Raw genomic sequence first — 15,443 nt, forward strand, 5'->3', positions numbered from 1 at the left:
CATGCCCCGCCCGTACACCCTGTTCACCGGCCAGTGGGCCGACCTCCCCCTCGAGGAAGTCGCGCGTCTTGCCTCGGGCTGGGGCTACGACGGCCTGGAAATCGCCGTCTCCGGAGACCACCTCGACGCCTGGCGATGGGACGAACCAGGCTACGTCGACTCCAAACTCGAACTCCTGGAGAAGTACAACCTCAAAGTCTGGGCCATCTCCAACCACCTCAAGGGCCAGGCCGTCTGCGATGACCCCATCGACTTCCGCCACGAAGCGATCGTCGGCTCCAAGGTCTGGGGCGACGGGGACCCCGAAGGCGTCCGCCAACGCGCCGCCGAAGAAATGAAACACACCGCCCGCCTCGCCCGCGCTTTAGGGGTGGACACCGTGGTCGGGTTCACCGGCTCCTCCATCTGGCAATACGTCGCCATGTTCCCGCCCGTCCCCGAGAAGGTCATCGACGCCGGCTACCAGGACTTCGCCGACCGCTGGAACCCCATCCTGGACGTCTTCGACGAACAGGGTGTGAAGTTCGCCCACGAAGTCCATCCCTCCGAAATCGCCTACGACTACTGGACGACTCAGCGCACGCTGGAAGCGATCGGGCACCGGGAAGCGTTCGGACTGAACTGGGACCCGTCCCACATGATGTGGCAAGGCATCGACCCCGTGTCCTTCATCTGGGACTTCAAAGACCGGATCTACCACGTGGACTGCAAAGACACCAAGCTCCGGTTCACGGGCCGGAACACCGTCATGGGCTCCCACCTGGCCTGGGGCGATCCCCGCCGCGGCTGGGACTTCGTCTCCGCCGGACGAGGCGACGTGCCTTGGGAAGCATCCTTCCGGGCCCTGTCCGCGATCGGCTACGACGGCCCGATCTCCGTGGAATGGGAAGACGCCGGCATGGACCGCCTCCACGGCGCCCCCGAAGCCCTCGCCGCCCTGAAGAAGTTCGACTTCCCCGCCTCCCAAACCAGCTTCGACGCCGCCTTCAGCAGCAAAGACTAGGTGCCAACCGACGTGAACCGCACGCTTCAGCCCGGCCAGCGTTGCGAGGTGTGGATCGCGTCGGTGACCGGGGAATCAGAACTGTGAACGGGGATGGGGAGCGGATGGCGACTCCACGCAGCCAGGTCGCCTCATGACCATAGCGTCCGACGGCGGCGCTACCGCCAGCGCTGACGTCGGCTCCGGCCACTGCGACGGGCCGGAGTACTCGCCCGATGGAAAGTGGCTCTACCTGAACACGGAATCCTTCAGCACGGCCAAGGGGCACGCCCAGCTCGCCCGCGTCCAAGCCGACGGAAGCGGGTTCGAGCGACTCCTCGAATCCAACACAGTCGACTGGTTCCCGCATCTGTCCCCCGATGGCAGCTACGCCAGCTACATCAGGTTCCCCAGCGGAACCGAAGGCCACCCCGCGGACCTGCCTGTCGCCGTCGTACTGGTTTCCACGGACGACTGGGCCACACCGCTCCATGTATGGCCGCTGTTCGGCGGCCAAGGTACGCTCAACGTCAGCAGCTGGTCGCCGGACTCAGGGCGTTTTGCGTTTGCGGCGTACCCGCTCCCGGACGCAGAGCCTGACTCACCAAAGGACTGAACCTTGACCCACAACAATGGCACTTCCGACGGACACATCCGCTGGGGAATCCTCGGGACCGGCTTCATCGCGGGTCTTCAGGCGCAGGACTTGATCGAGAACGGCTTCACCGTACAAGCCGTGGGTTCGCGTGCACTGGAATCGAGCAAGGCGTTCGCCGAGCGATACAGCATCCCGACTGCCCATGACAGCTACGAAGCACTGGCCGCCGACCCCGAAGTGGACGTCATATACATCGCGACACCCCACCCGTTCCACCACGCGAATGCGCTGCTTGCCCTCAACGCCGGGAAACACGTCCTGGTGGAGAAGGCGTTCACCATGAACGCCCGCGAAGCGCAGGAGGTCTTTGACCTGGCCGATTCCAAGGGCCTTGTGGCCCTTGAGGCCATGTGGACTCGATTCCTCCCCCACATGGTCCGGCTCCGGGAGATCATCGCAGCGGGAACCATCGGCGAGGTCCGCAAGGTGGTGGCCAGCCACAACCAAAACCTGCCCAAGGATCCCGCACACCGCTTGAATGATCCAGCTTTGGGTGGCGGCGCGCTGCTGGACCTTGGCGTGTACCCGGTCTCTTTCGCCTTGGACATCCTGGGCACTCCCTCGCGTATCACCGCGAGCGCCGCCATGACGGCAACCGGCGTCGACCGCCAGACGGCGGCGATTTTCGATTACGACGGCGGCTCGCAGGCGATCGTCGATTGCGAACTGGATGCTGCCAGCGCCAACCGTGCCATGGTGATCGGGACGGATGGGTGGATCGACATCGAGCACACTTGGTACAACCCCGTGCCGTTTACGGTGTTCGCTTCCGATGGCAGCGTTATTGAGCGATTCGACGAACCTGTCAAGAGCAGGGGCATGCAGTTCCAGGCGGCGGAGTTGGAGCGCTTGATCCGCTCCGGAGAAACAGCCGGAACCATCCTGCCCCCGGACGGAAGCGTGGCCGTCATGGCAGCCATGGACGAGATACGGCGACAGATCGGACTGAGCTACGACGCCGATCTTGTGGCAGGTGCCAAATGACCGACTCACCGCGCCTGGCCGAGCTCCGCCAGCAGGAAGAAGACCTGGTCTTCACGAGCTTCGACCACCACGACGCCTGGCGCCTCGGTTCACTCATCGCCAACCACGCGATTTCCGAGGGCCATGGCGTTGCGATAGACATCCGGCGCCACAACATCGTGCTCTTCCGCTGTGTCCTGCCCGGCGCAACGGCTGACCAGGAGGAGTGGATCCGCCGCAAGTCCGCTTCGGTGCTGCGTTTCGAGCACAGCACCGCGTTGCTGTCGGAGCAATTTTCCGCCCGTGGCCACAGTCCGTTGGGCGGCGGTTGGCTCGACCACGGTGATTACACCCTGGCTGGGGGCTCGTTCCCGATCCGGGTCCGCGGAGCCGGCGTCATCGGGGCGGTCACGGTATCCGGGCTGGCCTCCGACGAGGATCATCAGCTGGTGGTGGACGGGATTCGCGGGTACTTGAAGACGGTGGGCGCCTAGGGCCGCAGACACACGGGCGCGCATGCCGGTTAGCGGCCCTTCAGGACATACCGCCTTTCAGGACGCCCGACGCCGTACTTGAGTCGGACCTCCAGCGCACCTTCGTCGTGGAGGTACTCAAGGTAGCGGCGTGCGCTGACACGGGAGGTCCCCAGCTGCTCGGCGACTTCGGCAGCGGAGACATCCCCTTGGGCTGATTTGAGTGCGGCCTCCACCAGCTCGAGCGTTTCCACGCTGCACCCCTTGGGCAGTGCCCGTTCGGAAGCGCCCAAGCCGAACACGCGGTTGACGTCCGATTGCTCGGCCTCCTGTTTCGACGCGTCAAGACCCTGGTAAGCACTGCGGTAATGCTCCAGGCGTTCGTGCAGATCGGACTGCGAAAAGGGCTTGATCAGGTAGTGCACAATACCGCCGCGCAACGCCTTCCGGACTGTCTCCACCTCCCGTGCTGCGCTGATCACCAGCACGTCGAGGTCAGGCGCCACATCCCGCAGCTGGTGCATGAGGTCAAGGCCGTTGATGTCCGGGAGGTGGATGTCCAACAGCACCAGGTCCGGCTGGAGGCGTTCGGTTTCGGCGATGGCCTGCGCTCCCGTGTGCGCGACGCCCACCACGCCGAAATCCGGGGTCCGCTGGATGAATCCGGCGTGGACCTTGGCTACCATGAAGTCGTCATCGACGATCAGAACCTTGATCACGGCTACGCTGCCCCTTTGTTGAATGTTGCTGTAAAAACCGCCCCATGGTCATTGGCTACTGTGAGGTCGCCGCCGGACCGGCGGCACACCACACGCGAGATGGCCAAGCCGAATCCGCGGGCGTCACTGGGACGCGACGTCTTGGTGGAAAATCCTTGGCGGAAGATGTCCTCGGTGCTGTCTTCCGGCACACCCGGGCCTGAATCGCGGACGGTCACGGTCACCCGGTCCTTACTGTTGTCCACCAGAACCCGAACGGTCGGATCCGGAAGGCCCGCGACGGCGTCGAACGCGTTATCCACCAGGTTCCCAACCACCGTGGTGAGGTCGCGGGAGAGTTCATCCTTGACGCGCGGCAGCGCGGATTGGGGGTCCAGCTGAAGCTCCACGCCCCTCTCGGCGGCGAGGCTTGCCTTGGCGATGAGCAGGGCCGCGAGCGCCGGGTCCTCGATGCGGCTGGTGACTTCTTCGTTGAGCCGGGTCCGGTCCACGGTTGCGCCGTTGACGAACTGCACCACTGAATCGTATTCCCCGATTTGGATGAGTCCCGAAATGACGTGCAACTGGTTCGCGAACTCGTGGGCCTGGGCACGGAGCGTGTCCGTCACAGTGCGGGTAGTGCCAAGCTCCCGCTCCAAGGACGAGAGTTCAGTGCGGTCCCTCAAAGTGGTCACAGAACCAATATCGCGTCCCCGCGAGCGCAGGGCCACCCTGTTCATGACCACCAAACGGTCCCCCACCAGCACCAATTGGTCAGGATTGGACTGCTCGCGGGTAAGGACCACCTTCAAGGCAGGGTCTACGTGGAGGGCGCCGAGCTTGCGTCCGATGCAATCAGCGGGCAATCCGAGGAGCTGGCGGGCGCTGTCGTTGGCCACCGTGATGCGCTCGTGCGGGTCCAGCGCTACGACTCCCTCTTTAAGGCCTTGCAGCATGGCCTCACGGTTTTCCACCAGCCCGGTGATCTCCCGTGGTTCCATGCCCAGTGTTTGCCGCTTGACGCGCCGTGACAGGAGCAGCGATCCCGCAACACCAAGGACGCTGGCGACGCCGAGGTACGTGAGGAGGTTGGGGGCGGCCTCGCTCAGTCTTTCCAGAGTGGAGGGATAGTTCCTGCTGATCGACGCGATGCCGATCATCTTTCCTGAATCATCCAGCACTGGTACGTGGGCGGAGAGAACAGCCGCGCTGCCACTGCCGAGGACGCCTGTCCACGCCCGGCCATCCATGACCTTGCTGTCACCAAGCGGGAGTGGATTCCCCAACAAGCCCGGGTCCGAGGACGTTACCACCGTGCCGTCGAGCTTTGCGAGGGCCACTTGGGACGACCCTGACACCGTTCGGACGGATTCAGCCACGGCCGGGAGGGCTGCACCGGTCCGTGGTTCCGCGGTGGGAAGCAGGGCCCGAACCGTGGGATTGCTGGCCAGTGCCTCCGCGGCGGACAAGGCCCGGCGTCCCTCGGTCCGCTCAAAAGCGGCGGCGGATTCGGCCAGGGAGATGGCAGCGACCGCCACAAGGACGGCCAACACGATCAGCAACTGCAGCACAAGGTACTGCCCGGCAAGGGACATTCCTCTTCGTCGAGTCACTGCGTGGATCCTTTGGTGATCTTCATGGGCCGATTGGGGGCGTTACCGGGGCACATAGGGGCTGCCCGCCTCGCGTACCGGCACTATACCCCAGACCATGCCACGCACCCCCGGAAGCCGGCTGGAGCCGTGAACGCAATGAACTTAAAGATCACTGCGAACACAAGAGTGATCGGCATCACGCCTGGACCTAGCATCGATTCACGGGGCACCGCTGCCCCTCACCAAGTGTCAACACTGAGAAGAGGAAGACCATGCGCCAGATCCGCGCATTGCGAGTCGCCGCCGTTGCTGCCGGCATCGCCCTGATGGCCACCGGTTGCGGTGCCACGGGAAAGAACTCCACGGGTTCTGAAAGCACCGGCGCGGCCGGTCCTATCACCGGACTCCAGATCATGGTTCCCAACACCCCGGGTGGCGGTTACGACACCACCGCGAGGGCGGCCGCCAAGGTCCTCGATGACGAGAAGATCTCCACCAACACCGAGGTCTTCAACCTGGCAGGCGCCGGTGGCACCGTCGGGCTTGCCCGCGTTGTCAACGAAAAGGGCAACGGCGACCTCACCATGCTTATGGGCCTCGGCGTTGTTGGTGCCAGCTACACCAACAAGTCGGAATCGAAGCTGACTGAAACGACGCCGCTGGCGCGACTTATTGAAGAGCCCAGCGCCATCATGGTCAGCAAGGACTCTCCTTACAAGACCATCGATGACCTGGTGAAGGCCTGGAAGGCTGACCCGGCTTCCATCTCAGTTGGCGGCGGCTCCTCGCCCGGTGGCCCCGACCACCTCCTGCCGATGCAGTTGGCCGGCGCAGTTGGCATCGACGCCACGAAGGTCAACTTCGTCTCGTACGACGGTGGCGGTGACCTTCTGCCGGCCATCCTGGGCAACAAGCTCGGCTTCGCCGCTTCCGGCGTTGGCGAGTTGTTGCAGCAGATCAAGTCCGGAGAGGTCCGCGTCCTGGCCACGAGCGGCGAGAACCGGATCGAAGGTGTTGACGCCCCAACCCTCAAAGAGTCCAACATCGATCTGGTCTTCACCAACTGGCGCGGCATCGTTGCCCCTCCGGGCATCAGCGACGACGACAAGAAGTCCCTGATCGCCGCACTGGAGAAGATGCATGCATCCGCCGCGTGGAAAGAAGCCCTCAAGACCCACAGCTGGACTGACGCCTTCATCACCGGCGACGAGTTCCAAACGTTCCTGACGGACCAGGACAAGCGGGTGGCGGACGTCCTCACCAAGCTTGGCTTGGCGTGAGCACTGCAGCAACAGGCTTGAAAGGCCGCGCCGAACTGGGGGTATCCCTCCTGCTCGGCGCGGCCGGCGTCCTTGTCTTCCTTGACGCCAACGGCCTGGTCACCCCGTATTCGCAATCGGACCCGGTTGGCCCGAAGACAGTTCCCTACATTGTTGCGGGCCTGCTGCTGGTTTGTGCCGTCCTGCTTGCCATCAACGTCCTCCGGGGCGGCAAGGGCGAAGCGGAAGGCGGCGAGGACGTGGACCTGGCCCACCCCGCAGACTGGAAGACAGTCCTGCCACTGGCTGGTGCTTTCATCCTCAACATCTTGTTGATCGACTGGGCCGGGTGGGTCATTTCCGGGACCATCCTGTTCTGGGGCAGCGTGTGGGCACTTGGCAGCCGCCGCTACATCCGTGACGGGCTCATCTCCATTGCCCTGTCCTTGCTGACCTTCTATGGCTTCTACCTCGGACTCGGCATCGCACTGCCGGCCGGGCTCCTGGAAGGAATCCTCTGATGGACGTCTGGTCCTCCCTCATGGACGGTTTCGCGACCGCCTTGACTCCCATGAATTTGATGTTCGCCGTCATCGGCGTTCTCCTGGGCACCGCCGTCGGCGTCCTGCCGGGGCTGGGTCCGGCCATGACCGTGGCGTTGTTGCTTCCCGTCACGTATGCGCTGGAACCCACGAGCGCCTTCATCATGTTCGCCGGCATCTATTACGGCGGCATGTTCGGCGGTTCCACAACATCGATCCTGCTGAACACCCCCGGTGAATCGTCGTCCGTGGTGACAGCCATCGAAGGCAACAAGATGGCCAAAGCGGGGCGGGCTGCGCAGGCCCTTGCCACCGCCGCCATCGGTTCCTTCGTAGCCGGCACCATCGGCACCGCACTGCTGGCGGTGTGCGCACCCATTGTGGTGGACTTCGCAGTCAGTCTGGGCGCCCCCAGCTACTTCGCCATCATGGTCCTTGCCCTGTTGGCAGTTACGGCCGTCCTCGGGTCCTCCCGGCTCCGCGGCTTCGCCTCCTTGGCCCTTGGCCTGGCCATCGGGCTCGTGGGCATCGACTCCGTCACGGGACAACGACGCCTGACGTTCGGCCAACCACTCCTGGCCGACGGGCTGGACATCGTCGTGGTGGCGGTGGCAATCTTCGCCGTGGGTGAAGCGCTGTGGGTCGCTGCCCACTTGCGGCGGACACCGCTGCACGTGATTCCCGTGGGCCGTCCGTGGATGGGCAGGAAGGACTGGCGTCGTTCCTGGAAGCCCTGGCTCCGCGGCACCGCGTTCGGCTTCCCCTTCGGTGCCCTTCCGGCTGGTGGCGCCGAAATCCCGACCTTCCTCTCCTACGTGACGGAGAAGCGCCTGTCCAAGCACCCCGAGGAATTCGGCAAGGGCGCCATCGAGGGCGTGGCCGGTCCTGAAGCCGCGAACAACGCTGCCGCTGCGGGAACACTCACGCCGATGCTCGCCCTGGGCTTGCCCACCAACGCCACTGCCGCCGTAATGCTCGCGGCGTTCACCACCTACGGCATCCAACCGGGCCCGCAACTGTTCTCCAGCGAAGGTCCCCTGGTGTGGGCGCTCATCGCGAGCCTCTTCATCGGCAACCTGCTGCTCCTGCTCATCAACCTGCCGCTTGCACCCGTGTGGGCGAAACTGCTGCAGCTTCCGCGCCCGTACCTTTACGCAGGCATCCTCTTCTTCGCCACGTTGGGTGCCTACTCCGTGAACCTGCAGGCGTTCGACCTGGTGATCCTGTTGGTCCTCGGCGCGCTGGGCTTCATGATGCGGCGCTTCGGTTTGCCCGTGCTGCCCCTGATCCTCGGTGTCATCCTCGGCCCGCGCATCGAAGGACAGCTTCGCAAGACCCTCCAGCTCAGCGCGGGCGACCCCGCGGGGCTGTTCAGTGAGCCGATCGCCGTCGCGGTTTACATCATCATCGCTCTGATCCTGGTGTGGCCGCTCGTGTTCAAGCTCATCCGCCGCAACCGCCCTGCCAAACCGTTGCTGGCCGCAAATTCGGGCGCGCCCACGACAGCGACTGAAACCCAGCCCCTTCACGAAAACCAGGAGAAACCATGACCATCGTGGTGGGATACGTCCCAACCCCCGAAGGCGAAGCGGCCCTGACCCAAGCCATCGCCGAAGCCAAGAAGAGCAACGACACACTGCTGGTCATCAACTCCTCCAAAGGCGACGCCCTGGTAGACAACCGGTACGCCCAGGAGCCCGAGATCCACACCATAGAGGAACGGTTGGCCCTCCAAGGCATCCAGCACGTGATCAAGCAGCCGGTCCGTGGACATGATGCCGCCGCGGAGGTCCTGGATGCAGCCGACGAACACGACGCCAACCTGATCGTGATCGGACTGCGTCGCCGGAGCCCTGTTGGAAAGCTCATCATGGGCAGCGTGTCGCAGCGGATCCTGTTGGAGGCCGACTGCCCGGTGTTGGCGGTCAAAGCCGACTAAGAGTTCGTGGACAGCTAATGCCCTTAAGATTCGTTCTTAGGGGCATTACCTGTATCCACACTCCAAAGGGGGCCGCGTGACCGCGACAATCCGCACCGCAACAGCCAACGACGCCGGGAAGCTCGCCGCGCTTGCTGCGGTCACCTTTCCGCTGGCTTGCCCGCCCGGCGCGTCGCCGGCGGACATCCAAGCCCACCTTGAGCGGACGCTCAGCGAGGCCAACTTTGTGGAGTACCTGGCCGATGCGAACATCACCGTCCTGGTGCTCGACGACGGCGGGCAGCTTAGCGGGTACACGATGCTGATCGCCAAGGCCCCGAGCGACCACGCCGTCGCCTCCGTGCTGTCCGCGCTCCCCTCCACGGAGCTCAGCAAATGCTACGTCCACCCCGATCACCACGGCCAAGGCGCAGCATCGCGCCTCATCAAGGCATCACTTGCAAACGCGGCAGACAAGGGTGCCGCAGGAGTCTGGCTGGGCGTCAATAGTGAAAACGCGAAGGCCATCCGTTTCTATGAAAAGAGCGGCTTCCGGAAGGTAGGAACCAAGTCCTTCAAGCTCGGTGACACCGTGGAGCACGACTTCGTCATGGAGCACCGGCTCTAGCCGAAGAGGTCCCCCGTGAGCGGCGGGCGGGGGTCGGTGCGCAACTGCAGCCCGGCGGGCAGACCCGTCACGCTGCCGGAAGAACCGGATGCCTGGATGGTGATCCGTGAACGGCCCAGCAGGACGTTTTCGGCTTTGAACTCCCCCAGCGGGTCGGGAAGTATCGGTGCCAGGTGCAGTACGTTCCGGGTGAAATCCGGATCGAAGCGCAGCAGGATCCTGGCGAGTTGAATCGGTGCCGCAGCCGCCCACGCTTGTGGGGAACACGCCGTCGGATACGGAACCGGCTCCGAAAAGTCCGAGCGGTCAAAGCCGCAGAACAGCTCCGGAAGCTGACCGCCAAAGTGTTCGGCGGCGTCGAACAATCCGCTCGCCACCCGGCTGGCCTCCTTAACGAAGCCATAACGCATGAGTCCCGTAGCTGCGAGCGCGGTGTCATGCGGCCAGACTGAACCGTTGTGGTAGCTGACCGGATTGTACGCGCCCATGTCGGAACCCAGGGTGCGGATGCCCCAGCCGGTGAAGAGCTCCGGCGACATCAGCCGTTCGGCCACGAGGGGCGCCTTGTCCTCGTCCACGATGCCCACCCACAGGCAGTGGCCCATGTTGGACGTGCAGGAGTCCACGGGCTTCTTGTCCTTGTCCAAGGCCAGGGCGAAGTAGCCCTTATCGGGCAGCCAGAAGGCCTCGTTGAACGCCTCCTTGAGCGCCTCGGCCCGGTCCGCGCAACGGCGTTCGACGGCGGTATCGCCCGCCGCGCGCGCCAAAAGGGAACGTGCTACGTAGGCGGCATAGGCGTAGGCCTGGACTTCGCACAGCGCGATGGGCGTCTCGGCGATGGTGCCGTCGGCAAAGTTGACGCCATCCCAGGAGTCCTTCCACCCCTGGTTGACGAGCCCGTGGACGTTGGGCCGCTGGTACTCGACGAACCCGTCGCCGTCGCGGTCTCCGTACTTTTCAATCCATTCCAAGGCGCGGTCGGCGTGTGGCAGGAGGGATTCGATGATGTCCGACCCCAGTCCCCACCGGCTCAGTTCGCCGAGCAGGGACACAAACAAGGGTGTCGCGTCGGCCGTTCCGTAGTAGGCAGTTCCGCCCAATGAGAGCCCCGCCGTGACGCCTAGCCTGACTTCATGGGGCATCCGGCCCGGTTCTTCTTCCGAGTCCGGGTCCACTTTGCTGCCTTGAAGTGCGGCCAAGGTCTGCAAGGTTCCTGCCGCGAGGCCGGGATCAACCATGAGCGACATGTATGACGAGAGGATCGAGTCGCGTCCGAAGAGTGCCATGAACCACGGCGCTCCCGCAGCCACCGCTGCCCGGCCGGGATGCTCGGGGTCGAAAATCCGCAGCGAACCAAGATCGTTCTGGCTGCGTTCCAGTACGTCTTCCACGTTCCTGTCCGTGACAGCGATCCGGGGCACGTGTTCAGCCCAGGCGATGTGCCGGCGGACGCCCGTGGTGTGGTGGAGGGCAGTGGTTTCCGTGAATGGTTCGTCCGGACCCTTCCCGTTGATCAGCGGAATGGCAATGACACTGGTGGTCCACTGGCTGCGTGCCGGGATGGTGATGTGGAAAGTCAGCCCTTGCGGGTTGGCCTTCGCGCCGGATGCCCTGAACGCGACGCCCCGGCGTTCCCCATTGCTGTGGACGGACTCGATGTGGAGCTCTTTCTTGCGGGCTGTTTTTTCGACAGCCCCCGCCTTGCCCGTCCTGCCGCCTTTGACGTCAAAAAGGTCGGCGAGGTCGGCGTCGATGAGCAGCTCGATGTCGCAGGGCGCTGCCTGGCCGGAGTAGTTCCTGATGGTCAGGTCATCCCGCAGCCCGGCCCCGACGTGGCGCTGGTGCTGGACCACTAAGGGGCTGTCGAACCGTCCATCGGCGGAACACGCCCGGCCCACATATTCGGCCTGGAAAGCGGTGGGGTTCCGGGCGGACAAGGGTTCCCGGAGGGCCCCGTTGATCCGCAGTACCCAACGGGAAACAATCCGGGTGTCCTGGTAGTAGGTGCCTTGGGAGCCGCCGCCGTGGATGTCGCCCGAATGCGCGGAGATGCAGAAGGACGAGCCTTCCACGATGGTGACGGCACCGAGCTCGGAGGCCCCGGCTTCTGTATCGGCGTTCCAAGCAGTCATGGCCGGCCGGCCTCCTCCACGAGGGTTTCCTTGGATGTGTGGGCCGTGGACTACATGGCCTGGCTTTGATTCTCTTGCAACACGCCCTCAGCGGGAAGCCCCCGTGACCTGAATTGTTTAATGACGTCGGCATAGAACGTCAGGTGGTCCGCGGCCATGCGTTCGGCACTGAAATGCTCGTCCACGGAACGCCTGCACTCGGCGCGGCTCAGGCTTGCTGCTGCCTCTACGTACCCGGCCAATTGGTGGCTGCCGGCCAGGAATCCGGTCACTCCGTGCCTGACGATTTCCGGGGCTGCACCCATGGGAGTCGCAAGCACCGGAGTTCCCGTTGCCAACGCTTCGATCATCACCAGCCCGAAAGGCTCATGCCACTGGATGGGGTTGATCATTGCCATCGCCCCGCCCATCAGTTCGTATTTCTCAGGATCGGACAGTTCTCCCAGGAATTCCTCGTCGGGGCCCAGGACGGGTTCCACCACATCATGGAAGAAGCGCTGTTCATCTTTTGCGTGCATCTTGGCTGCAATCCGCAAGGGGACGCCTGCTTCCCTGGCGATGGCGACTGCTTCCAGCAGTCCCTTGTCCGGGCACATCCGGCCAACAAAGCACGCGTACCCGCCCTTGCCGTCACCGACGGAAACAGTGGAGAGGTCCAGTCCATGGTGGATGATGGCTGACACCTGCAGGTCATGGACCCGGCTGCATTGGTCCCGGGAGATTGCGATGACGCCGGTGTCCTGGGCCATATCCCGGTACAGCTCCGCTGTTTGTGGGGTGAGCGGCCCGTGCACGGTGGTCACGACCGGCACACCGCGTGGGCGGTGCGAATAGAGCGGGCCGGCCAAGGTGTGGTCGTGGATGATGTCCACGTGGTCCATGGCCCGATAGGCCTTGATGACGTGGGACAACTCGCTGAGAGTGAGCCCGATTTCTTCCGGTTCACTGGTTGTTGCGCCTGGCATCTGCGGGACGGGACAGGTGCTGTCCGACGCCGCCGCCAGGAGAACCTCGTGCCCGGCAGCGGTCAATGCCCGGGCGAGCGCGTCCACGACGCGTTCGGTGCCGCCGTATCTTTCGGGCGGAACAGGAAACCATGGTCCAACGATGAGTCCGATGCGCATACTGGGGCCTCCGCGCGCACAACCCCCAAACCACGGGCTGACTTCATAACCCTTTCTAAGGCTAGGCGCGGGGTGATGAAAATAACAGGTCAAATTCGGAATGGCTCCACGCGTCATAGGGTTGCCCACAACATGAAGATTGAGATCTGGTCAGATGTCGCGTGCCCGTGGTGCTACATCGGGAAACGCCGTTTTGAGACCGCACTGGGACAGTTCCCCCACCGCGATTCCGTAGAAATCGAGTGGAAGAGCTACCAACTGGACCCCTCAATCCCGGAACACTACGACGGCACGGAACTGGACTATTTGAGCAAGCGCAAGGGCATCGCCCCTGAGCAGGTCAAGCAAATGTTCGCGCACGTCACCGAGGCCGCCAAGGGCGAAGGCCTCGATTACCGCTTCGATCAGGTTGTGGTCGCCAACAGCTTCACGGCCCACCGCCTCATCCACCTTGCCGCAGCACACGGCCGCCAGGACGCAGCGAAGGAACGTTTGCTGAGCGACCATTTTGAGCACGGCAAGGACATCGGCAGCCAAGAGTACCTGACGGAGCTTGGTGCCGCCCTTCAACTCCCCGCCGCGGAGGTGGAAGAGCTCTTCACCACTGACAAATACGCCGATGCCGTCACCGAGGACATCAACGAGGCCCGGGCCATCGGTGTAACGGGCGTGCCGTTCTTCGTCATTGACCGCAAGTACGGAATCTCGGGCGCCCAGCCGGCCGAGCTGTTCAGCCAAGCCCTCAACCAGGCGTGGCAGGAGGCTAATCCGCTGATCCCCGTCGGCGCCTCCGACGCCGAGGCCTGCGGCCCGGACGGCTGCAGCGTTTAGTAGCCCCCGCCGTCGTCCATTCAACCCAACTGAGTCGCAGTAGTGCGCGTTTTGAGCGCTCAAAACGTGCTTAACTGCGACCCAGTTGGGCGCGGCGCTAGGCTTTTGCCACGTCAAGCTCGACGACGGCCCATGAGAGGGCGGGCAACGTCAGGCGGAGTTCCGAACCGGTCGCCTTGACGCCTTCCAGCGGGGTCAGGCCGACGCGATCCGGCTGGGCCTGAGTGTTGATGGTGAAACGGTCGCCGCCCTCGGGAATCTCCAGAACTTCGGCGCGGACTACCTGCCGGGCGTCGAAACCGCGCAAAGCGGCCTCGACGTCGGCCGCTTCTTCCAGCCCGCGGTTCGCGAAGAACAAGGCAACCCGTCCTGTTTCCTCGTTCCAGGTGGCGCTGACGTCCACCAGGTCCGTGTCGCCGAAGCGGCTGTTGGAGTACTTGTCCGAGTCCACCGAGAGCCGCAGGATCTCCCCCTTGGCGAGCTCGGCCATGCGGGCGAACGGGTGGAAAATGGTCTGCTTCCACGCCGGCCCGTTCTCTTCCGAGAAGATCGGGGCGATGACGTTCACCAGCTGCGCCTGGTTGGCAATGTGAACGCGGTCGCCGTGCCGCAACAGTGAGTTGAGGAGCGTTCCGACCACCACGGCATCGGTCACGTTGTACTTGTCCTCGATTACGCGCGGATGCTCACGCCATCCGGCCTTGGCAACGTTGTGCGGCTGGTCTTCGGTGTCGAGGCCTCGCTGGTACCAGACGTTCCACTCGTCGAAGGACAGGTTGATGTGTTTCTTGTGCTTGCCCTTGGCGCGCACAGCGTCCGCGGTGGCGATCACTGACTCGATGAAGTAGTCAGTGTCGACGGCGGAAGCCAGGAAGCTTCCGACGTCGCCTTCGTGCTCGTAGTAGTAGGCGTGGAGGGACACGTAGTCCACTTCGTCGTAGGTGTGCGTGAGGACCGTCTGCTCCCAGTCACCGAACGTCGGCATCCGGGAATTGGAGCTGCCGCAAGCCACCAACTCAAGTGACGGATCCACAAAGCGCATGGCCTTGGCGGCTTCCTGTGCCAGTCGGCCGTACTCGTCGGCAGTCTTATGCCCGATCTGCCACGGGCCGTCCATCTCGTTGCCGAGGCACCAGAGCTTGATGTTGAACGGATCCTTGTGGCCGTTCTTCGCGCGCAAATCAGACCAGTAGCTTCCGCCGGGATGGTTTGCGTACTCCACGATCTCGCGGGCGGCGTCTACTCCCCTGGTGCCGAGATTGATGGCTTCCATGATTTCCGTGCCGGCCTGTTTGGACCAGTCGACGAATTCGTGCAGGCCGAACGCGTTCGTTTCCACGGTGTGCCAGGCACCGTCGAGGCGGCGGGGACGGTTTTCCCGGGGGCCGATGCCGTCTTCCCAGTTGTATCCGGAGACGAAGTTGCCGCCGGGGTAGCGGATCACGGTGGCACCGAGTTCCTTGACGAGTTTCAGGACGTCCTGGCGGAAGCCGTTCTCGTCGGCCTCTGGATGGCCGGGTTCGTAGATTCCGGTGTAGACGCAGCGGCCCATGTGCTCCACGAAAGAGCCAAAGAGGCGCCGGGGTACTTCTCCGACAGTGAAATCGCGGTCCAGGGTAATGCGTGCGCGGGACATGGTT

General features: G+C 63.9%; 15 protein-coding genes. 10 read left to right on the forward strand and 5 right to left on the reverse strand.

Features of this window, described 5'->3' with window-relative positions; translation table 11 throughout:
• The first annotated feature begins 1 nt into the window (after position 1).
• From AB0N65_RS00540 to AB0N65_RS00555, 4 genes are all read left to right on the forward strand, one after another.
• Positions 2-1,003, forward strand: coding sequence for a sugar phosphate isomerase/epimerase family protein (locus AB0N65_RS00540; protein ID WP_364156211.1), 1,002 nt, complete (start codon positions 2-4; stop codon positions 1,001-1,003).
• Positions 1,004-1,136: 133 nt separating this feature from the next.
• Positions 1,137-1,598 carry a hypothetical protein gene (locus AB0N65_RS00545; RefSeq protein WP_364156213.1) on the forward strand — a complete coding sequence of 154 codons (462 nt, stop codon included), beginning with the start codon at positions 1,137-1,139 and terminating at the stop codon, positions 1,596-1,598.
• 3 nt (positions 1,599-1,601) lie between these two features.
• A complete protein-coding gene (locus AB0N65_RS00550) occupies positions 1,602-2,624 on the forward strand; it encodes a Gfo/Idh/MocA family oxidoreductase (RefSeq protein ID WP_364156216.1) in 1,023 nt (340 codons plus the stop codon).
• A complete protein-coding gene (locus AB0N65_RS00555; RefSeq protein ID WP_364156219.1) occupies positions 2,621-3,097 on the forward strand; it encodes a heme-degrading domain-containing protein in 477 nt (158 codons plus the stop codon). The genes AB0N65_RS00550 and AB0N65_RS00555 overlap by 4 nt, the downstream gene beginning before the upstream one ends.
• Before the next feature lie 29 nt (positions 3,098-3,126).
• On the opposite strand, the gene AB0N65_RS00560 is transcribed toward AB0N65_RS00555, so the two are convergent.
• Both AB0N65_RS00560 and AB0N65_RS00565 read right to left on the reverse strand, forming a co-directional pair.
• Positions 3,127-3,795, reverse strand: coding sequence for a response regulator (locus AB0N65_RS00560; RefSeq protein ID WP_364156223.1), 669 nt, complete (start codon positions 3,793-3,795; stop codon positions 3,127-3,129).
• Between the two features lie 2 nt (positions 3,796-3,797).
• On the reverse strand, positions 3,798-5,369 hold the full coding sequence (locus AB0N65_RS00565) for an ATP-binding protein (RefSeq protein ID WP_364156978.1): 1,572 nt from the start codon (positions 5,367-5,369) through the stop codon (positions 3,798-3,800).
• Positions 5,370-5,641: 272 nt separating this feature from the next.
• Here AB0N65_RS00565 and AB0N65_RS00570 point away from each other — a divergent pair, with 272 nt between their 5' ends.
• The 5 genes from AB0N65_RS00570 to AB0N65_RS00590 all read left to right on the forward strand — a co-directional run bounded on the left by AB0N65_RS00570 (position 5,642) and on the right by AB0N65_RS00590 (position 9,716).
• Positions 5,642-6,649 (forward strand): tripartite tricarboxylate transporter substrate-binding protein, encoded by a 1,008-nt coding sequence (locus AB0N65_RS00570; protein ID WP_364156226.1) that lies wholly within the window; start codon positions 5,642-5,644, stop codon positions 6,647-6,649.
• Positions 6,646-7,149: a tripartite tricarboxylate transporter TctB family protein gene (locus AB0N65_RS00575; RefSeq protein WP_364156228.1), complete on the forward strand. Its 504-nt coding sequence runs from the start codon at positions 6,646-6,648 to the stop codon at positions 7,147-7,149. Before AB0N65_RS00570 ends, AB0N65_RS00575 begins: the two co-directional genes overlap by 4 nt.
• Positions 7,149-8,720: a tripartite tricarboxylate transporter permease gene (locus tag AB0N65_RS00580; protein WP_364156230.1), complete on the forward strand. Its 1,572-nt coding sequence runs from the start codon at positions 7,149-7,151 to the stop codon at positions 8,718-8,720. Before AB0N65_RS00575 ends, AB0N65_RS00580 begins: the two co-directional genes overlap by 1 nt.
• Positions 8,717-9,109, forward strand: a complete 393-nt coding sequence (locus AB0N65_RS00585; RefSeq protein ID WP_364156233.1) for a universal stress protein — start codon at positions 8,717-8,719, stop codon at positions 9,107-9,109. The genes AB0N65_RS00580 and AB0N65_RS00585 overlap by 4 nt, the downstream gene beginning before the upstream one ends.
• A 76-nt stretch (positions 9,110-9,185) precedes the next feature.
• Positions 9,186-9,716: a GNAT family N-acetyltransferase gene (locus tag AB0N65_RS00590; RefSeq protein WP_364156235.1), complete on the forward strand. Its 531-nt coding sequence runs from the start codon at positions 9,186-9,188 to the stop codon at positions 9,714-9,716.
• On the opposite strand, the gene AB0N65_RS00595 is transcribed toward AB0N65_RS00590, so the two are convergent.
• Both AB0N65_RS00595 and AB0N65_RS00600 read right to left on the reverse strand, forming a co-directional pair.
• A complete protein-coding gene (locus AB0N65_RS00595) occupies positions 9,713-11,848 on the reverse strand; it encodes a glycogen debranching N-terminal domain-containing protein (RefSeq protein ID WP_364156238.1) in 2,136 nt (711 codons plus the stop codon). The two genes, AB0N65_RS00590 and AB0N65_RS00595, sit on opposite strands and share 4 nt — an antisense overlap.
• A gap of 50 nt (positions 11,849-11,898) precedes the next feature.
• Positions 11,899-12,972, reverse strand: coding sequence for a glycosyltransferase family 4 protein (locus tag AB0N65_RS00600; protein WP_364156240.1), 1,074 nt, complete (start codon positions 12,970-12,972; stop codon positions 11,899-11,901).
• A 132-nt stretch (positions 12,973-13,104) separates the two neighbouring features.
• On the opposite strand from AB0N65_RS00600, the gene AB0N65_RS00605 reads away from it, so the two are divergent.
• Positions 13,105-13,803, forward strand: a complete 699-nt coding sequence (locus AB0N65_RS00605) for a DsbA family oxidoreductase (RefSeq protein WP_364156242.1) — start codon at positions 13,105-13,107, stop codon at positions 13,801-13,803.
• Positions 13,804-13,900: 97 nt separating this feature from the next.
• Here AB0N65_RS00605 and AB0N65_RS00610 read toward each other — a convergent pair whose 3' ends face one another.
• On the reverse strand, positions 13,901-15,439 hold the full coding sequence (locus tag AB0N65_RS00610) for an alpha-N-arabinofuranosidase (protein ID WP_364156245.1): 1,539 nt from the start codon (positions 15,437-15,439) through the stop codon (positions 13,901-13,903).
• Between the last annotated feature and the right edge of the window lie 4 nt (positions 15,440-15,443).

This window comes from Paenarthrobacter sp. NPDC089322, assembly GCF_040684895.1.
In the GTDB taxonomy this organism is placed as follows: domain Bacteria; phylum Actinomycetota; class Actinomycetes; order Actinomycetales; family Micrococcaceae; genus Arthrobacter.